Annotated in this window: 18 protein-coding genes and 1 pseudogene; 5 read left to right on the forward strand and 14 right to left on the reverse strand. The window is 44.5% G+C overall.

Features of this window, described 5'->3' with window-relative positions; translation table 11 throughout:
- Nucleotides 1-91: 91 nt before the first annotated feature.
- From AACT52_RS12325 to AACT52_RS12345, 5 genes are all read right to left on the reverse strand, one after another.
- Nucleotides 92-748, reverse strand: a complete 657-nt coding sequence (locus AACT52_RS12325) for an HAS-barrel domain-containing protein (protein WP_073626443.1) — start codon at nucleotides 746-748, stop codon at nucleotides 92-94.
- 151 nt (nucleotides 749-899) lie between these two features.
- Complete coding sequence (locus tag AACT52_RS12330; RefSeq protein ID WP_041035899.1) at nucleotides 900-1,097, reverse strand: NAD(P)H dehydrogenase subunit NdhS; 198 nt, start codon at nucleotides 1,095-1,097, stop codon at nucleotides 900-902.
- A gap of 100 nt (nucleotides 1,098-1,197) precedes the next feature.
- Entirely contained in the window at nucleotides 1,198-2,502 is a 1,305-nt protein-coding gene (gene rodA / locus AACT52_RS12335) for a rod shape-determining protein RodA (protein ID WP_073626445.1), read from the reverse strand.
- A gap of 100 nt (nucleotides 2,503-2,602) precedes the next feature.
- Complete coding sequence (locus AACT52_RS12340; RefSeq protein WP_073626447.1) at nucleotides 2,603-3,673, reverse strand: Mrp/NBP35 family ATP-binding protein; 1,071 nt, start codon at nucleotides 3,671-3,673, stop codon at nucleotides 2,603-2,605.
- A 240-nt stretch (nucleotides 3,674-3,913) separates the two neighbouring features.
- Nucleotides 3,914-4,438, reverse strand: a complete 525-nt coding sequence (locus AACT52_RS12345; RefSeq protein ID WP_041035894.1) for a polyketide cyclase / dehydrase and lipid transport — start codon at nucleotides 4,436-4,438, stop codon at nucleotides 3,914-3,916.
- A gap of 627 nt (nucleotides 4,439-5,065) precedes the next feature.
- On the opposite strand from AACT52_RS12345, the gene hemF reads away from it, so the two are divergent.
- Both hemF and AACT52_RS12355 read left to right on the forward strand, forming a co-directional pair.
- On the forward strand, nucleotides 5,066-6,115 hold the full coding sequence (gene hemF / locus AACT52_RS12350) for an oxygen-dependent coproporphyrinogen oxidase (protein ID WP_073626451.1): 1,050 nt from the start codon (nucleotides 5,066-5,068) through the stop codon (nucleotides 6,113-6,115).
- A gap of 341 nt (nucleotides 6,116-6,456) precedes the next feature.
- Entirely contained in the window at nucleotides 6,457-6,825 is a 369-nt protein-coding gene (locus tag AACT52_RS12355) for an STAS domain-containing protein (protein WP_073626453.1), read from the forward strand.
- Here the strand turns inward: AACT52_RS12355 and AACT52_RS12360 are convergent.
- Nucleotides 6,822-7,424, reverse strand: coding sequence for a chromophore lyase CpcT/CpeT (locus tag AACT52_RS12360; RefSeq protein ID WP_073626455.1), 603 nt, complete (start codon nucleotides 7,422-7,424; stop codon nucleotides 6,822-6,824). The genes AACT52_RS12355 and AACT52_RS12360 overlap by 4 nt on opposite strands.
- Before the next feature lie 278 nt (nucleotides 7,425-7,702).
- Here AACT52_RS12360 and psb29 point away from each other — a divergent pair, with 278 nt between their 5' ends.
- Entirely contained in the window at nucleotides 7,703-8,410 is a 708-nt protein-coding gene (gene psb29, locus AACT52_RS12365; protein WP_073626457.1) for a photosystem II biogenesis protein Psp29, read from the forward strand.
- Between the two features lie 307 nt (nucleotides 8,411-8,717).
- Here psb29 and AACT52_RS12370 read toward each other — a convergent pair whose 3' ends face one another.
- Both AACT52_RS12370 and AACT52_RS12375 read right to left on the reverse strand, forming a co-directional pair.
- Entirely contained in the window at nucleotides 8,718-9,407 is a 690-nt protein-coding gene (locus AACT52_RS12370) for an ExbD/TolR family protein (RefSeq protein ID WP_073626460.1), read from the reverse strand.
- Between the two features lie 34 nt (nucleotides 9,408-9,441).
- Complete coding sequence (locus tag AACT52_RS12375; protein ID WP_073626462.1) at nucleotides 9,442-10,230, reverse strand: MotA/TolQ/ExbB proton channel family protein; 789 nt, start codon at nucleotides 10,228-10,230, stop codon at nucleotides 9,442-9,444.
- Nucleotides 10,231-10,447: 217 nt separating this feature from the next.
- Here AACT52_RS12375 and AACT52_RS12380 point away from each other — a divergent pair, with 217 nt between their 5' ends.
- The gene (locus AACT52_RS12380; protein ID WP_073626464.1) at nucleotides 10,448-10,759 is read left to right on the forward strand and encodes a YkvA family protein; all 312 of its coding nucleotides are present in this window, start codon (nucleotides 10,448-10,450) and stop codon (nucleotides 10,757-10,759) included.
- 217 nt (nucleotides 10,760-10,976) lie between these two features.
- Nucleotides 10,977-11,780, forward strand: a complete 804-nt coding sequence (locus AACT52_RS12385) for a sugar phosphate nucleotidyltransferase (protein WP_073626465.1) — start codon at nucleotides 10,977-10,979, stop codon at nucleotides 11,778-11,780.
- A 729-nt stretch (nucleotides 11,781-12,509) separates the two neighbouring features.
- Here the strand turns inward: AACT52_RS12385 and AACT52_RS12390 are convergent.
- The 6 genes and pseudogenes from AACT52_RS12390 to AACT52_RS12415 form a co-directional block, all read right to left on the reverse strand.
- Nucleotides 12,510-12,800 (reverse strand): annotated as a pseudogene (locus AACT52_RS12390) (pentapeptide repeat-containing protein); the annotation flags it as partial.
- Between the two features lie 85 nt (nucleotides 12,801-12,885).
- Entirely contained in the window at nucleotides 12,886-15,273 is a 2,388-nt protein-coding gene (locus tag AACT52_RS12395; protein ID WP_073626467.1) for a hypothetical protein, read from the reverse strand.
- A gap of 3 nt (nucleotides 15,274-15,276) precedes the next feature.
- Entirely contained in the window at nucleotides 15,277-16,431 is a 1,155-nt protein-coding gene (locus tag AACT52_RS12400) for a PstS family phosphate ABC transporter substrate-binding protein (protein ID WP_073626469.1), read from the reverse strand.
- A 237-nt stretch (nucleotides 16,432-16,668) separates the two neighbouring features.
- Nucleotides 16,669-17,535, reverse strand: coding sequence for a sulfate ABC transporter permease subunit CysW (gene cysW, locus AACT52_RS12405; RefSeq protein ID WP_073626471.1), 867 nt, complete (start codon nucleotides 17,533-17,535; stop codon nucleotides 16,669-16,671).
- The gene (gene cysT / locus AACT52_RS12410; protein ID WP_073626473.1) at nucleotides 17,525-18,397 is read right to left on the reverse strand and encodes a sulfate ABC transporter permease subunit CysT; all 873 of its coding nucleotides are present in this window, start codon (nucleotides 18,395-18,397) and stop codon (nucleotides 17,525-17,527) included. The genes cysW and cysT overlap by 11 nt, the downstream gene beginning before the upstream one ends.
- A 5-nt stretch (nucleotides 18,398-18,402) precedes the next feature.
- Nucleotides 18,403-19,473, reverse strand: a complete 1,071-nt coding sequence (locus tag AACT52_RS12415) for a sulfate ABC transporter substrate-binding protein (RefSeq protein ID WP_198940793.1) — start codon at nucleotides 19,471-19,473, stop codon at nucleotides 18,403-18,405.
- Nucleotides 19,474-19,504: the final 31 nt, after the last annotated feature.

Genomic DNA, 19,504 nt, shown 5'->3' on the forward strand with positions numbered 1-19,504 from the left:
GAATCTATTCAATGGCAAAAGTCACCCTAATGGAAAAAAATCAAAAAATTTTACCTAGAGTACCTGAACGATGATCGAGAGAACTAACTACCTATGGGTGGATCTGGCTCAAAATGAACCGTAAACGATCATAGTCGTCTTTCAGCAGCACGCTTAGGTTACGTCCAGCTTTGATCAGCCATTGTCGATCTGCTTTACGTAACTGATACACCTCTCGAACAGCGGCTGCGGTTAAGGCATCCACAGGGGCACCGTTTACAGAAAGTAGTGTCCGCACAAAATCCAGATCTTCGGTGAATTCAATGATTGCTTCGTGTTCACATCGGTAAACTGCTTGATGAACTTGTGGGGGACGAGGAGGCAGATATTGGTACACCCGAGCATTGGAAAAATTCGTATCTGCGGGTTGCACCCATCCTACAATTGCAGCACGAAATTCTGTTTTTAGCATAGCAAATATCTGGGGTTGCTCCTCTCGCAAATCTTGTAGAGACAACCCCAGAGCCACTGCCCGGTGTACGGAATCTACGGTCGTCGTAGTTGCATAATACACCACAGCATAAATTTGATTGCCCGATTCTTCATCAACAGAACGCACCCAACTGCCAAACGGAGGCATTGAGGGAAAACTTAAATCTTCTGGTTCCAAACACTGAGCTAAAAATTCGCAACTAGAAGTCTCGATCACCTCCGCAATATGATTTGGGTGGCGATCGCTTCTATTAAACTGTGGCAGGGGAAGGCGCATAACCAATTCAAAATTCAAAATTCAAAATTCAAAAAGAACCAATGAGCGTGCGCTAGTGAGCATCCTGCCTGTGAACTGTATGCATCAGTCAAAAGTCTTTAAAACAAAGATGTACAGACGCGCCATGGCGCGTCTCTACAATGACTCATGACTATTTGGCTTTCTTACGTCCTGCTGTGGTTTCTACAAGTTCCAATTCCGACAGGCGAAAGGTAATGAGTTTATCCCAGTTACCACCTTCAAACAGGACAGCGACTTTGCCATCGCTCACCCGCTGCACGAGTCCTTCAGAACGATAGTAGATATCTGCTGGATTCTTGACGCGAACAGTTGCTCCAGGTAGAATCATCCTCTTTCCCCTTGCTTGTTTCTCTGTTAATAGCTTAATCTTTCTCAACCTACCTTTGTATTAGTACTAATTACTAATCCCATAGACTAATGATTACCGTCTAATACTTCTGCCGTTGTCGAAAGTTTGCCACTGATTCTACCAATCCCAAGGCAATGAAGTTAGTTAGCATGGCAGAACGACCGTAACTCATCCAAGGCAGAGGAATACCTGCTACCGGTGCTAGACCTACGGTCATGCCAATGTTAACAATCATCTGAAACACAATCATAGACAAAACGCCTACAGCAAGCAAAGAGCCAAAGTTATCTTTGGCAGTTTGGGCAATATGTAACAGTCGGTAACAAATTAAGCAAAAGACAAACAGGACTACCAAACAGCCAATAAAACCGAATTCTTCGCCTACCGCAGAGAAAATAAAGTCTGTATGCTGTTCGGGGACGAAATTTAATTGGGTCATAGGACCTCTGAAAAGACCCCATCCCCACCATTCACCAGCACCAATGGCAATACGAGATTGGATCAGGTGATATCCAGCGCCTAAAGGATCGTGTTCGGGATTAACAAATACAGTCAGGCGGTCTTTTTGATAATCTTTTAAAATATGGTTCCAAGCAAATACACCTAATTCACCACCTAAAAGGTTAAAAATTATTGCGCTTATCCCGCCAATGCCATATCCTCTTCCTGGAATAGTGACAAAGCCAAGCAAACCCATAGCGCCTGACCACAGTAACCCTAACGGTGTCAGAGATATCTGGTTGAACAAAACAATTGGTAAGGGCCAAGGAATGCTGAACAGAATCGCTGCCACAATCGGAGAAATCAGCAGTATCAACCAACCAGGGTTGGCATTTGCCCAATACAACATCCCTAAGACGATCGCACCAAACACCAGCGATGTTGCCAAGTCAGGCTGTAAAAAGACCAAAGCCCAAGGCACAGCAGTGATTGCCAAAGCCCTAAAAACGCTATCAATACTAGAAGCGGTGCGTTTGTGTAACAATACCGCAAGGGTGATAATCAACCCGAGTTTGGCAAATTCTGAAGGTTGCACATTGAAGCCAGCGATGTTAATCCACCGTTGTGCGCCTTTAGCACTCTGACCGGCTATCATCACTGCAATTAGGCTGATGTTGGTGATAGTGTAAGTCACCCAGTGCCACTGAACCAGGTTTTCGTAACGGATTCTGGCAATAAACAGACCTATGGTCAGACCAATGCCACCCACAAGCCAATGCCACCACCAATCAGTCAGCCCCTGATTCAATTCTGTACTGCGGATCATGATGCCGCCAAATATAGTCAAAGCGACTGGCAAACAAAATAATAACCAATCGACTTGCTGCCAAGGTTTAAACCAATGCTTCCAACGGATTCTGGGAAGCGAACGTTTTAACAACATTGTATCCTTTTAAACTTTAACTGTGAGATTTTAAATTTAGGGACGACTCAAAATCTGTATTCCAGGCTTAGCCAGTTCAACCAGGCGAAAATTGTAATTTTTATGTCAGGGCAGCAACTGACACTTTACCAGCAATAGTCAGGGCGATCGCCTTTAATGCTTTAGCACTCGCTGAATCTGGTTCGCCAACAACTATTGGCACACCACTGTCACCCCCAACTCTAGTGGAAATCTCTAGTGGTACGCACCCTAGCAAGGGCACTCCCAACTCAGCCGCAGTTTTGGAACCACCACCAGAACCAAAAATGTCATACTGCTTCTCTGGCTGATCTGGTGGAATAAAATAGCTCATATTTTCTACTATCCCCAAGACCGGTACACCCATCTGCTGGAACATCCGCAAACCCTTTCGAGAATCCAACAGCGCCACACTTTGGGGTGTAGTGACAATGACTGCTCCCGCCATTGGTACTGCTTGTGCCAATGTAAGTTGAGCATCGCCTGTTCCTGGGGGCATATCCACAATCAAATAGTCTAATTCTCCCCATTGCACTTGATAGAGAAACTGGCGAATCACTCCATTGAGCATTGGTCCACGCCAAATCACGGGCTGATCTCGATCAATTAAAAAGCCCATTGAGACTAATTTGACACCGTGATTAAAAGCAGGTTCGAGAATTTCCCCTTTCTCTGTTGAGCGCACGATCATCTGAGCATCACCCAGTCCTAGCATTGTGGGGTCATTAGGACCGTAGATGTCAGCATCCAGCAAACCAACCTTGGCCCCTGTTTGAGCCAAAGCAACTGCTACATTGACAGCAACCGTACTTTTCCCAACGCCTCCTTTGCCACTGGAAACCGCGATGATATTCTTTGCACCAGGAACACCAGTGCGGTCAGGTAAGCCTTTTTGCTGCGGTGTTTCCGCTGTGACCTCGACAGATACATCTGTCACCCCTGGTAGCTTTTTTACTGCTTTTTGACAGTCTTCTACAATAAATTCACGTAAAGGACAAGCAGGTGTTGTCAATACCAAGGTAAAACTAACCTTTCCACCATCAATTTTGATGTTGCGAATCATGTTGAGTTCTACCAGACTTTTACGCAATTCTGGATCTTGCACTGGTCGCAACACTTCTAGGACTGAAGGGAAATCGAGGACATCATACATAGTGTTTTTTGCCTTAGAGCCGCAACAATTTTTAACAAAAAGTCATTCTTATCTATTAGAATCTTAACTTTAATAAGGGATTGGGGATTAGGGATTAGGGATTAGGGATTGGGAAGAAAAGTTAAAAGTTAAAAGTTAAAAGTTAAAAGAAATATTGAATTGTTCTTTCTTTTTACTTTTAACTTGGTTCTTTTTACTTTATTTCCCAGTCCCCAGTCCCCAGTCCCCAGTCCCCAGCCTCTAAAAATCAAAACAACTATCTTTGAGGGATTTTCTCTTTCCTGACACTGCTTGCAATGTCGCTCCCTCTACTGCTTCAACTAAGGATCGCGCCACGCGATCCGCGTAGGGACGGGAAAAAGACCAAATCAACGGTGATAACCAACCACGCAGCGTTACGGAATAAGACACACAAGTCCCACAAACTGTAGACTCAACTCTGTAAGTAATCCGTTCCTCTACACCTGGAATTGCCAGCACTCTTACAGTCAACAACTCTCTGGGATTGACGCGTTCTACAAAGATGCGGATGGGAATTGGTGATAAGCGTGTGACCGCTTGATAAATCAGCCCAGGTTTAGGTACTAATCCATAGGGAACGTTGGTGCTTTTTAGCATTGGGTGCCAAGAAACATCTGCTATGTCAACGACTTTTTGCCACAGTTCATCCACAGAAGCAGAACTAATTTCTCGATACGTCCGTACCAGAGAAGCACAAAACCGCCGACGTTTGCGGTGGATGAATTTGGATAACCAACCTCGCATTTTCCTATTCCTCCTCGCTACAGGCTTTTTGTAACTCTGGCATACTCAGCATTTGGGATCTTCCCTTGCATTCAACTTTCTCAAAATTGCCTTCAGCATAGCAAGTCGCCATTGGACATATACGCCGCCAACTTGAATGCTGGAGTATAACCCCCGATTCGTGGCGGATAAAATTGATATAGGGATCTTGTTGAACAAGTTGGTTCGACCTTTGATGCTGTAAGTGAAAACCTTGCAAGAGGAACAACCGTTTCATATATATATCCGTAAGCGCCGTATCTTTGCCTCCTTTGAGTGCGGATGTGGTAATAAATTCTTCTTTGGACAGCAGTTGAGATTTCCTATAGTTGAAAGTGCTTGTAGACTGACTTTTGGGAGTTTAGTATCAATCCTAGAACTTTACATAAATATAAACAACTTGAAAAAAAACAATAAACACACAAGCATACACGCATTTGAGGGAAAATAACTATCTGTAGCCAAGCCCATCAGTCATATAAATGCTTGACTATAGAGAGGATAGCTCTTTGGGCAATTTTAGCCTGCTTTATAGCGTCTGTTGCCCGTGAATTTTCAACTTAAAATTTGCGGCTTTCACCAAAATTGTAATAAATGGTTCTTGAGTCTATGGTGACGAACTTCCAAACCCCAACAATGCGGGCAGAATCTACTCAAACCCTGCCAACTGACGCGAAAGCTAGAGTCAGTCAGTTTATGAAACAGTTGCAAGACCAAATCACTCAAACCTTGACAGAACTGGATGGTGTGGGGCAATTTCAAGAAGATGCCTGGGAACGCCCAGAAGGAGGTGGAGGGCGATCGCGCGTTATGCGTGAGGGTGCAATATTTGAGCAAGCTGGGGTAGGTTTTTCGGAAGTTTGGGGTTCCCATCTACCGCCTTCGATACTAGCGCAGCGCCCAGAGGCAGCAGGGCACGATTTTTATGCCACAGGCACTTCAATGGTGTTGCATCCACGCAGCCCTTACGTGCCGACCGTTCACCTCAATTATCGCTACTTTGAGGCAGGACCCGTGTGGTGGTTCGGTGGCGGTGCGGATTTAACTCCTTATTACCCCTTTGCCGAAGATGCCGTGCATTTTCATAAAACACTGAAGCAGGCGTGTGATGCTCACAATCCAGAGTATTACCCAGTGTTTAAACGTTGGTGTGATGAGTATTTCTACTTAAAGCATCGAGGAGAAACGCGGGGTGTTGGCGGACTGTTTTTTGATTATCAAGATGGTCTGGGTGGATTGTATCGCGGTCCTCATCCAGATGGTGCAGCAGCTATTTACAGCAACGAAATTGGGACACCAGAACCACGCACTTGGGAACAGTTGTTTGCTTTTTCACAAGACTGCGGCAATGCCTTTTTACCAAGCTACATCCCGATCGTGGAAAGACGGCACAAAATGGAATATGGCGATCGCCAACGGAATTTTCAACTGTATCGCCGGGGAAGGTATGTAGAATTTAACTTGGTGTATGACCGAGGCACCATTTTTGGGCTGCAAACTAACGGACGCACCGAATCAATTCTCATGTCCCTACCACCCTTAGTACGCTGGGAATACGGTTATCAGCCTGAACCAAATTCCCCCGAGGCTCAGTTGTATGAAACCTTCCTCAAGCCTCAAGACTGGGTAAACTGGATACTAAGTAATTCTCAGTCATGAGTTCCGAGTACCGAGTATAAACCATCTAACAATCCAGATTGCTATGAGAACCTAAATAGCAAAAAATGGTACTCACCATTTAGCACCCACCACTTCTTTAGTAAGTTAAACTACTAAATAGAAGCACTTAGCAATAAAGATGACAGTCGTTGCTGTAGCTTTTTCATATCAGGCTACAGCATCACGCAATGCCATACCAGGTCAGATCACTCACAGAGTCTAGGTCGTCATTCCAGTAGAAAAAGGTGGAGATGAGTCGAAAAACAGAACTTGTAGCTTTTGCCAGCTTCAAGCAATGTCAAACCACAGTTTCTTTTTAAAGGAGTGTTAGGGGGAGTTCAGTGATATACATAGCTCAAAAAACTTATACAACCCAAGACGGCAATACCGTCATCGTTTTAACACCGGCTGGTCGCCTGGATATTAGCACTGCTTGGCAATTTCGCTTGAAGTTGCAGGAGTGTATCTCTAAACTCAGTCGTCATGTGGTGGTGAATCTTGGTCAGGTGAATTTCATAGATAGTTCTGGTCTGACCTCTTTGGTAGCTGGAATGCGCGATGCTGATAAAGTTAAGGGCAGTTTTCGGATTTGTAATCTGCATCCAGAAGCCAAGCTGGTGTTTGAAGTCACTATGATGGATACAGTTTTTGAAATCTTTGAAACCGAGGAAGAGGCTTTAGAAGGTGGACCCCGTAGCATCGCCAGCTAAAAACAGTACTGTTCTCGCTTTGCATAGCAGTAGGGTCCCAAAATCGCTCCCCAAGTGGCTTTTCCAGTCGTAGAGTCAATTCCTTTGTCGTAGCTGAAAAATTTATCTTGAGTCACCTCAAAGCCCAAGGAAACTTGTACGATGTTGCCATCAACAGTAAAGCAGCAACGAGTGTCTGGAGGTGGGGTAGCCTCGAACTTATAGTTATTGGCAGCTAACAATTGCTGGGTAACGTTGAGCACACAGCCTGGTAGTAATTCTAAGTTGTCGGGTGTCAGGGTGTTAAGTAAAGCTGTGTTGCGACCAGCACCGACAAGGCTACTTGGATTTTTGGGCATATAGTACTGCACTTTTAGGGGTGCATCAGGCTCACTTTCTTGTAAAAGCCGGATAATGCGCTGACGGTAAGGTCGATCTAGATTGACAATATTGGCTTGTTCGGCAAATAGTGTCAGGCTGTCTTCTTGAAATAGAGGAACTGGTCTTTGCCACAAACGCAGGTGAACATACCAAGCAGACTCTGCAATAGCTTGTTCTCGATTATCAAATTCACCAGCAAGATAATGAGCTAGGGCGAGTAGTTGCGGTGAAAAAGTCATAAGTCAGATGTCCAAGATTCCATTGAAACAGATTTGTTTTGGGATTGCTTATGTAGTGTCGTGAATTGTTGCTACTACCTACACCCTACACTCTGTCTTCTTGAATAACTCCATAGAAGAGCAACTTGTCACAATAAACCGCCAATCATAGCTTATTATGGCGACAAAACATTTATTATCCCGAATTTGGAATGACTTGGACGCAAGTAGAAAACTAAACTTGGCAAAGTGCCATTAAAGCGAGAGAATAATAATACGTCGCCCTTGAAAATTGCTTTGTGAATAACGTCCGTACCGTATCTGATACTAAGCGAACTTTCTACAACCTTCACACCCGCCCGATAAACACCATTTATCGTCGGGTGGTGGAAGAGCTAATGGTGGAAATGCACCTGCTGTCAGTGAATGTCGATTTTAGCTACGATCCTATTTATGCCTTGGGCGTCGTCACTACCTTTGACCGCTTTATGCAAGGCTACCTGCCAGAACGGGATAAAGAGTCGATTTTTCATGCCCTGCTTCAGGCTGTAGAAGAAGACGAAGAGCGCTACAAACAGGATGCTCAACGTTTGCAAGCATTAGCAACAAGCTTAAACGCTTCAGAACTCATTGCGTGGTTAAGCCAGGAAACTCCCTCATCTCGAGATGCTGACTTTCAAAACTCACTGCAAGCAATCGCAAACAATGAGAAATTTAAATACAATCGCTTGTTTGCAATTGGTTTGTTCACTTTATTAGAACAGTCAGACCCAGAACTCGTTAAAGACGAAAAGAAACGCACTGAGGCTTTGAAAACAATTGGCAATGGCTTGCATATATCTGACGACAAACTCAATAAAGATTTAGAGATATACCGCTCTAACATAGATAAAATGTCACAAGCCTTGATAGTTATGTCAGATATGCTTTCAGCAGAGCGAAAAAGACGGGAACAGCGTACTCAGCAATCGAGTACCACAGTGACTCCGCCAAAAACTAACGAATAGTCAAACAGAACTCAGAATTCAGAATTCAGAACACAGAATGTGGATTTTTCGTTTCAACAACTCTAATTTGTTTGTAAAAAATTTGAAACTGCTTTCTCTACTATCTACTATTAGATAAACAATTCTTCTGAATTTTGAGTTCTGAATTATTTTCATACAGCCAATAAATAATTTATATATAAAGCTACTGATCACAGAGAGCGCAAATGCACGTACAGTAGTGCAGCGCCTGGTGCGGTTTTTTAAATCGGTAATATTCTGGCGGGAAGGGAGTAGGAGTCTCTTCCTCATCTCCCTCATATCCGAATCACCTGTTGGGAGTCGGATTGGTTTTCCCAGCAGGTGCTGTGGGTACTTTAGGCAATACGGGAGTACCTGGATTAACTGGAGTCACACCTTGGTTCGTCTGAGGTAGATTGGGCGTTGAAGGAAGATTCAAGTTAGGGTTGATTTGTGGATTAATGGGAGGTATGGGTGCGCTGTTGGGTAGAAGTGGTGTTCCTGGGACAGCAGGATTGGTTGGCACAGGAGAAATGGGTGAATTAGAGTAAGATGGTGTAGTGACAAAAGATATGCGATCGCCTCCGACTTGTCGCCACAAATCTATAATTGATATGACATCATTGTAGGTTGCTGTCTGACTGATTTTTAGAGCCAAAATGGCGTTGGGAGTTTGTTGGAGGTATTTCTGGAAACTCTCTCTGATTTGTGCTCGTTTTACTAAGTCATTGTCTACGTAAGTTTGACCAATAGCATCAATAGTCAAAGTTAATATTTGTCGTTGGACTTGTGCGTTGGAACCGATATTATTGGGTTTAGCACTAGTAGTAGATGGCGTACCAGTACTGGATTTAGGTAAATTAATACTAATCTCTTCTTGGCGACTAAATTGCAAAGCCGCCAAAAGAAAAAATGTCAGTATACAAAAAACGACATCTATTAAGGGAATGATTTGAATTTGGACTTCTTCTACTGGAGTATGTAGGTTCACTTTCATTGTTTTAGTCTCATACCTGGGGCGTGGAATTTTTTTATTGACTATCTTTCGGTTCTGACAAATCAGACTCTGGCGGGGGTTCAGGTGTTTCAGAAAGCTTGGTTCTTCTACCTTTTTTCCGAGGCGAATTCAAGTTATCCCGAGCAGATTCTCGTATGATTGTCGAAGGTATTACCCTAGTTTCAGGTGTAGTATTAGTATAGTCAGGCGGAGACTGCCGATACAGCAACTCCATATCATTTCCTGCCTTGCGGAAAATTTTGACCTGGTTAACCAAAAGACCTTGAAATAGGCGGTAGAATGCCAAACTGGTGATAGCAACAATGAGTCCTGCTGCCGTACTAATTAGGGATTCCCCAATACCAGTAGTTACCCCAGCAGTGGATTCGGTTCCTAAATCACCAATGCGAATAGAGCGTAGAGACTGGATCAACCCTAAAACCGTACCCAACAATCCTAACAAGGGCGCAAGGGCAACGACAGTTTCCAAAAGTTTTTCACCCCGTCGCATTCCAGCCAATTCATCTTCTGCTGTTGCTTCCAGTGCCAGTCGGAAGGTTTCTGCATCGCTTTTTGGCAGGCTTAGGGGCGCATACAGGAACCGTCCGATAGGTTGACGGGTTGCCTGTCTAGCAATGTCACTAGCCGACGCCCAATCCACACGGGCGGCATCCAAAACGCGATTAACTATTTCCTTTTCCTGGCTTAAAATTCGCAACCAGAACCACAAACGCTCAAAAATGACACTTAAAGATAAAATCGACAGGACAAGCAATGGCCACATCGCTGGTCCGCCCTTTTTAAACAAATCTACGATATCCACTGTTGTAGGTTTCCTCCATCTATGTGTGGTCTAAGTGTCAATTAAGCACTTAATTTTAGAAATTAAAGCACAACTTAACATAATCGTTTCACATTCAAGGGTTGGGATTTAGCGAGAACTTGCGAGTAGCATCTTCCAGACAAACTAGGGCGGTTATTCCCACAGGAAGTGTAGGGCATAATTTGCCAAAATTAAAGGTAACTGGAGGTAAAAATCTATGAATCCAATTCAATCCCTTTATAATTGGTACCGCAATTTACTACGTAACCCTAAGTATCGCTGGTGGGTAATTTTAGGAACACTGCTTTATTTTGTCAGCCCAATTGATTTTCTTCCAGACGTCATCCCCATTGTGGGAGAAATTGATGATGTCTTTCTGTTGACATTGCTCGTTACTGAGGTATCTGGGCTCATGATAGAAGGCTTTAAAGAGCGTAAGGGTAATGTGGACGTCAAAGCCGCCAATACTGCCGAGAATTCCACCTCCACCGCCAACACTATCGATGTTGATGCCGTCTCTGTCAAGTAATTTCTGCAACGAAATAAAACGTAAGAAACCCCCTCCTTTTGCCGTCTGTTCACAACTGCGCTTCTGAAGAAGGGGGATATTTTTTTAGTCATTTGTCATCAGTCATTAGTCTATAGTTATTGAATTTACCGATTACTGCTTATTATGTGATACCTGCCAGTTAAAATATTTACCCAATGGGGGCAAATAATTTTTAACTATTAATTTTTAATTACCTATGACCAAGCGTCAAATCATCGGACTGCTACCTGCTGGTGGACAGGCAACCCGCATTTCTCCTTTACCGCTTAGCAAAGAGTTATATCCGGTTGGTTTTCAAGACTTTGGTGTTAAATCTAACTGGCGACCGAAGGTAGTTTCTCAATATCTGTTAGAAAAAATGCAACTGGCAGGGATTGATAAGGCATACTTTATACTGCGTCCTGGTAAGTGGGATATTCCGGCATATTTTGGAGATGGCACAATGCTTTCGATGAACTTGGGCTATCTCATCATGGGTTTGGGTTATGGTGTACCTTTCACGTTGGATCAGGCTTATCCTTTTGTCCAAGATGCTGTCGTAGCCTTAGGTTTTCCTGATATTTTGTTTCAACCTGAAGATGCCTATGTACGGGTACTCTCACGCCTTGAGGTTAGTAACGCCGATGTCGTCTTGGGACTATTCCCTACGGATAAACCTCAAAAAGCGGGTATGGTTGACTTTGACGATAAAGGTAAAGTCCGTTTGATAATCGAAAAACCTCCCCAGTCAGATTTGCCTTATATGTGGGGCATTGCGGTTTGGACACCTGCTTTTACACAGTTTTTACATGAGTATCTGATAACTCTTAAGGCGAAGAGCAATTTATCACAGCTACCAGAAATACCTATTGGCGATATCATTCAAGCTGCTATAAATAAAGGTTTTCACGTAGAAGCAGAAGCATTTACTGATGGTACTTACCTTGATATTGGCACACCGGATGATTTAGTGCGAGCCGTACGGTATTTTGCTACTTTGGCAGATGGGGAAGGTGAGTAGAGGCGATGTCCTGCCAACACTGCCTATGAAGAATCATGCCGTAGGATATTTGACGTACTCCCTGGCATAAATGCGCAGGGATTCTTAAAAGTTGTTCCACAGCAGACCAAGGTCATGCTGTTACACCCAAGTTCGCTGTTTCTTAGACTCTTAACTAGAGCAGCCTCGTGACTTACTCCCCGCCAGACCGTCTCAACAAGCATTTTAGTTTTACATCTAAGAGGCGTCCCCCCTCGGATGGATTTAAAGATTCAGTTCCTAAGTCTTTTTCTCAGAAGCTAGTGTCATTATCGGTTCTCTGGGCATGAAGCGGAAGACTTTCCTACAATGGTTTGGCGTGAGCCGGCGCTATATTGATTATGACGCATTTGAAGCGTGCAAAGTTCCTGAAAAAGAAACAACTCTTTAAAACCTGTTGAGTCGGGTTTCATCCGACGCATTGTCCCCTAAAAAATCAGCCAGCCAATGTGAAGGTTGATCTATGGATGATGACGAGTATTCGTAGTAGTAACGCTGGCTAATTTTTTTACGTGTAAGACCCCGCCCCGGATTAAAAGGTAGGGGTTCTCACCCTCCCACTATGTCTTGATAGATGTTAATCTACGACAGCAAAACTACCTGCGGCTAATCAAGAAGAAATTGCCCTATCCTTAGCGCGATCGCCTTTATTTCTGGACTTTAGACTCAGACATGAAGAAAGACCCAGTGATGCTGGGTTAAAGAAGTTTGAACTAGAAAACTAGGAAGATGCCTAAAATCTAGACCATGCAGGTTTACTCCCTGCAATACAGAACCGTTAAAAACGCCTCCACGCAAATCAGCATCGCTAAAGTTAGCGTTCTCCAGATTGAGATTATTATACTCTTTTCCAATTAAGCTTTGACCAGAGAAATCCTGACCTTTGAGTGCATTGCCTGCAGAACGGCTGATACTGGAAGAACTTGCTGCTTCTGCCGACAGGGGAAACAAGAAAAGAACTATAGCTAAGATCAACCCAGCTAGGACTTGCCGATACCTGATAATGCCCACTTAATAAATCTCAACATTGCCATCATTCATTATTAAACCTTATTAAGAAAGCGGGTTTCTCGGCGAGTATCCCAAATTAATTTTCAAACGTGATAAACACAGGACTAGTCCAGACCTTAGAATCATCAACCTGACGACCTGAAATATAGATTGGCAGAAAACCGTGGGGACTGGACTGAGGTTCTAGTATAAAGCTACCACTAACATCTCTTGGCATAGGAGTTGCACTTAAGCGTTCTACCGCAATGAAAAGCTCTGCTCCTCCCAATTCTTGCCGCAAAATTCCTTTGTTGATCAGGTCTTTACCGGAAAATTCCCAGCTAAATTCCGGGCAATGGATGTAAGGATTTCGCCGTAGTGGGCTTCCTACCTTCATGTAACTACCGATTTCAACATGCAGCTCGAAGTGAGCGTGGAGTAAATCAGAAAGTTCGATTTCAATTGCATCAGAGTCGCCGTAGGTATCTGAGCTAAACTCTAGTTTCAGTGGTCCATCTCGTCTAACATATTCCTCTGGATGTTCCAAACCATGAGGCTGATAGCTCTGAACTAAAGTATTGGAAAATTCCAAGGTTCCACGCCACTCAGCCCAACGATAGCGGTCTTTAATTCGCGAACCACCCCAGCGCAGGCGAATTTTATTTGCAGCGTAACCTGCTTCCGACTGGAGGTTGCGATGCCAGAGTAACCCATTGTGAGTGTATGCAGCAATTTCGTCCCAGCCGCTTGTGCCTAACAATCGATAGTGAAGAGTCACTGCACCGGATGCAGTCAATTCATCCCCTTGAATGTGCGATCCTGACCAAAGCAAAGCAACTAGGCGATCGCCTGTTGTAGCCCAGGTATGACGAGAACGCAAGGCATGATTAATATCTAACTTTGTCAACGAAGGCGAAATAATCCCCGTTACTCCACCATTGACCCCAAAAACCGCTGTCCCAGGAACGCCACCGCCACAACGTCCGCGATGTTCATCGCCGTTGGCTGACACCCCAACTTTATATCCTCGACTAATGGCATCTTGATAAAACCAAGGGAAGTGTCCCCAAGCAGAACCAATTTCTATCAGACGTTCGAGTTTGGGGTGATGCCAGTCTAAAATAGCACGCCGTCCGCCGATGTGGGGAATCAGTAGGTGCTGCTCTGGATTGTGAATATATGCAGCATAAAGTTTATCTACAGGCCAAGCACCGGGAAGCAGTTGTTTGCCTTTCATGTCTTCATTCCACTCGAAGGAACGAACGAGCTTTCCTTGGCGATCATAGGGGAATAAGACTTCGTCGCCTAAGAAAACGACATTGCGATCGCCCCCCGCAGCGGAATTTCCACACCACTCTGTACCCGGATAACAAAGAAACTCGCCTTCCTGCGTCACCTCCCGACACAGTTTCACATCTTGCTTCCACCGCTCCTCGGTAATATTAAAATCATTTGCCGTATAACCCAAAACATCCAACCCGGCAACATCTCGACCGTAGGCGAAATTATACTCCGTACTATTTGTTCCTACTGTGTTGTTGGAGTGGACATGAAGGTCAGCAAAAAAGGCACGAGGATAAGCTAGGTTGCTATCTGCTGTGATAGGAGTGGGAGGGCTTTGTAAATTAGTTCCTATCAAAGTCGCCTGGAGTATTATTTCTTCATCTGCATCCAAAGTCAAGGTGGTTTTTGCCACAGCCCAACCTTGCTCTGGCAAATCCAGCAACTGCTCTTGTAAACTTCTAGATGAATTATGACCTGTTAACTGCAGTTGTCCTCCCAAGCCCCAACAAGTATTTCCCCAAACATCTTCTGACCGTATTATTACAGGAAACGAAATACCTGCCTTGACCAGTCGCGGAGTGACAATTGCAAGTTTGGCAGGTGGTCCTGGCACAATATCAATCACGACATCGCCGGGAATTTCGGCAAAGCGAGAGGTGCCAACGGGGTCAATGTAAGCACGGAAGCGGAAGCCTTGCTCAACAAAAGTTTGTACCCTTGTTCCTGGTCCTCCAGCACGGCGATCGCCCAACCGAATCAAAATATGGTCGCCTGGTTTGATGTAACCATCGACAATATCCACAATAATTGCCTTCTGATAAGGACGTTCATGCCCCTTCTGGTCAAACCGAACCTTGAGTGACTGCACTGTTGCGGGACTCTCACCAGGAAGAGGAGAACGAGCTTGGTATTCTGCTGAAAGATAGTTAGCCGCCTTGGGGTCTTCCGTCTGAAACAGTCCCCAGTCTGAGTAAAACTTGAACGTTACCTTAATCCAAGCACCGTCTGCAATTCCAGAAGCACCAACTTCGTAGTCAAGTAGAATCTCCTGCCAACTTCCAGCCTCAATTTGTCGAGTGGAACAGTGGAGACGACCCAGAAACGGTAAAGTGTTGACATACTCTAGATATCCTTGGGGATGAGCATACTCTCCTAGCAATGAATCAAGGTTTTCGTTTGATATATAGTTTTCCTGAGTCATTTCTCACCGTATTGGTACTAAGCCCGCTTTTTCGACAAATTTTTGACCTTCTTTAGACAGCAATAGATTACCATAGGCGACTCCAGCTTGTTCATCTGCTCTACCGTCCCGACGGATGATGACATACAAATACCTGGTTATGGGGTAAGTAGCATTCTGGAAGGCTTTTATATTCAGTTGACCATCCGTGACAACTGGGACATACTGCTTGCTGTCACCAGGAGCCAAGGCTACAGGGCGAACCGTCTGCTGAGTGGCTACTAGCATCGCTGCGCCGATACCAATGGCTCCTGGGGTAGAGGCTACATCACGAACAAGTACAGTATAGTCTCGGCTGGATCGCACTTTAGGGCTAACACTACCAACTTTTGAACCAAGAAGCGTTTTAAGTAATGCTGTAGTTTTAGTATTTATACTGAAAGGGACAATCGGTAAGTTTGGTCCTCCGACCTCTTTCCAGTTGGTGATTTTGCCTGTGTAAATGTCCTGGAGTTGAGCTACGGAAAGACCAGGGATGGAAATATCTGGATGAGTATAGGAGCCAAGCCCATCAATAGCAACGGCGACCTGATCCAGTTTAAAACCGCGCTCAGTTGCCTGTTTATACTCAGCATCCTCAAGAGGACGACCGGATAGGGCAAAGCTAAGTTGACCATTGAGCAGCATTTCAATTCCTTTACCAGTACCAGGTTGGTTGTCAACTGGATCGGTGTAGCGTAGGATAAAATTAGGGTGAGCTTGGTTGATAGCCTTGTGTGTGCCTTGAGCAACCAGAGATGCAAAAATAAGCGAACCACCAAAGTTAAATGTTCCTTCTGGCACTTTCGGGACTTCCTTCATGGAAGTGTAAGATCGAATGTCTGAATTGTTGGAAGATGAATTGTTGGAAGAAATGTTTTCAGTGCTAACATTTAGTGACGATTGGGCTTGCTGCCAGAAAAAGTAGCCTCCCACACCAACAAGCAGCAAGAGTATGGCTGATAAACTAACCCCAGTCACAAACAGTGTAGACCTAGTCATTCTCTCTTGAATAGCTACAGAAGAAACCACAAGGGGTTTGCCGCATTTTTGACAGTACTTAGCCCCAATAGGATTTGCATCATAGCTACACCAAGTGCAGATTATGCTTTCCTTAGCATTTGATTCATTTGTACTCATGCAATTCCTCAAGGATGCGCTTTGTAGGTTACGGAATAGTAAAAACAAATTCTTTTTTACCAGTTGTTGGGAATGGGCTTTTGTGGTAGAGACCCAAAGATTTGTTAGACTTACGCCGCAAACACAACATGACTCAACTCACAACGACAACTTTGGTCGATGAGTCAATTTATCGCCACCCTGTTTTTTAACTAGGACAATTTTAGCCGCAAAGCCTAGTTATGTACACGCGATCGCCTAATCCCTCTTAAAAACTTGCGATAATGCAAAACTCCGGGGTTTGTCTGCTGTACGCAGTAACTCCTGTCCAATTAGCGTCAGCAATGCTAACAAAGCCAGAAGCGACGCACAGGCAAAAGCAGCGATCGTATCGTATTCGCTGTAGACTCGTTCGATGTGCAATGTTAGCGTGTTTGTTTCTCCAATCAGTTTGCCTGAAACCACCGAGACGGCTCCAAACTCCCCAATTGCTCTAGATGTACAAAGTATCACCCCGTAAAGTAACGCCCAGCGAATCGAAGGAAAAGTCACGCGCCAAAAAGTCTGCCAGGAATTTGCTCCTAGTGTTTGAGCTGCTTCCTCTTGTGCTAATTCCATGCTTTGCAGTGTAGGTAGCACCTCTCGGATCACAAACGGGAGTGTGACAAACAAAGTTGTAAAAATCATTCCTGGCAAAGCGAAGATGATTTTGATGTTGGTTGCTTCTAACCAAGAACCAAACAGACCGACAGTTTGACTATAGAGAAGGATGAACATTAAACCCACAACCGTGGGTGAAATGGCTAATGGTAAGTCTATAATTCCTAACAGTAAAATCTTACCAGGAAATGAGTATCGCGCCAAAATCCAGGCAATTAAAATCCCAAACCCAGTATTCATAGGAACTGCGACTAAGGCGATCGCCACTGTTAAAAAGATGGCATGACGAGCTTCTGGTGTCGTAATTCCTGTCCAGTAAGCCTCGATACCATTGGTAAACGCTTGATAAAAAATAGTCACTAAAGGAAGAACAACGACGATGACTAGGAAAGACAGACCTAAAGCAATCAACAAATAGCGTCCCCAAGGCAACGATTGTGGCTTGGCTTTTGAGCTAATTCTCATACCGCCGACTCCACCATTGCAATAGATTGGTACAAATCAAAATGACTAGAGAAAACATCAACAGCACGATCGCCACCGCCGTTGCACCGCTATAGTCATATTGTTCCAACCGACGGTAAATGTAGACAGAGCTAATCATCGTTTCATAAGGAATATTGCCCGAAATTATCAAAACTACGCCGTACTCCCCAACAGCACGTGCAAAAGCCAGCGTAAAACCGGTCAATATCGCAGGCAGTAATTGCGGAAAAATGACTCGCCAAAACGTTTGCCAAGCATTTGCTCCCAGGATGTGTGCTGCTTCCTCTACCTCTGGTTCAATTTCCATGAGAACCGGCTGCACCGTTCTCACCACAAAAGGAAGCGTCACGAAGACTTTCGCAAAAACAACTCCTACCACAGATGAGGTCAAGTTCACTTGCTGAATACCCAGCGATCGCAAGCTATTTCCTAAGAATGTTCCGGGATCGAGGTAATGTCCAAGGACTCCACCAGAACCGTACAGAGACACCAAAGCAATTCCAGCAACCACTGAAGGCATGGCAAAGGGCAAATCCACCAAACCATCTGCTAGGCGTCTGCCTGGAAACTCATAGCGTACTAATATCCAAGCAAGGATGACGCCGAAAACACTGTTAATTAGGGCTGCCAACAAAGCAGCACCAAAGGAAAGCTTATACGCCTCCACAGCAACAGGAGCAGTGATCACCTGCCATAATTCTTGCCAAGAGCGTTTGGAAGCCTCTAAGAAGATAACGCTTAAAGGCAGCAGAACGATAAAGCTAATGTAAGTCAGGGCTAAACCCTGCAAAAGTGACTTATGAAAGCCTTGAGTAGAGAGGGTATCAGAGGTAGCTACCATTGAGGTTATTGGGTTCTGGCTGCTGCTTGAGCAGAATCGAATAATGCTCCATCTGCAAAAAGCTTCTGGTCTACGGGTTTCCAGCCACCAAAATCGGCTATTTTATAAAGTGTTTTCACAGGCTTGTAAAGCTTGGCTTGTTGCTGGTATGCCTTTTGCTCTATTGGACGGTAGCCTAACTGAGCATAGATTTCTTGTCCTTTAGGTGAAAACAAAAACTTGGTAAACGCTTCTGCCACTTCGCGGGTTCCCCGTTTGTCTACTATCTTGTCAACAACCGTGACTGGAAAATCGACCTGGATGTTACTTGCTGGTACTATATAAGGATAATCTTCAGGAATGACGTTGTTGGCAAAGATAATTTCGTTCTCAAATGTGACGAGTGCATCACCGATTTTATTTTTCACAAATGTATCTGTTGCCTCTCGTCCATTGCTGACCAAGGTCTTAATGTTTTTGACGAAACCTTTGAGATAATCTTGTGCTGCCTGTTCTCCTTGAGACTTGAGAATAGAACCGTACCCTGCTAATATACCCCAGCGAGCGTTACCACCAGTTTGCGGGTTGATTGCCACAATTGACACACCATCACGAGCGAGGTCGCTCCAGTTCTGAATTTGCTTGGGATTTCCTGGTCTTGTGACGATAACCATTACCGAGCTGGCGGGCGAAGCCTGATTGGGTAATCTTTGGCTCCAATCTTTGCTGACAAAGCCTTTTTCTACTAAAGGGTCTAAATTGCTTTGGAGATTCTGAGCTAAAATGTCGGCTTGCAAGCCACCCAAAATTGCTCTAGTTTGTGCTCCAGAACCACCATAGGATTCTTTGAACTTGACATCTTGACCTGTTTTTGCCTTCCACTCTTGCTGAAAGGCAGGAATCATTTTGGAGTAAAGCGCTTTAGCCACTCCATAACCAACCAAAGTCAGTTCTACTGCTCCCGAGTTCTTAGTAGCAGTTGCTTGGGTTTGACTACTTGATACCTGGTTTTGAGTAGAGTTCTGCGTTTGAGTGCAGGCAGGAATCATAAACCCTGCGGTAAATAGCAAAGCACGTAAGGCAGAACGCCTTTTCATAGATAGCTCCTGATAATAAGATGCTGTTCTT

Source organism: Scytonema sp. HK-05 (assembly GCF_963872035.1).
Classification (GTDB): Bacteria; Cyanobacteriota; Cyanobacteriia; order Cyanobacteriales; family Nostocaceae; genus Kalymmatonema.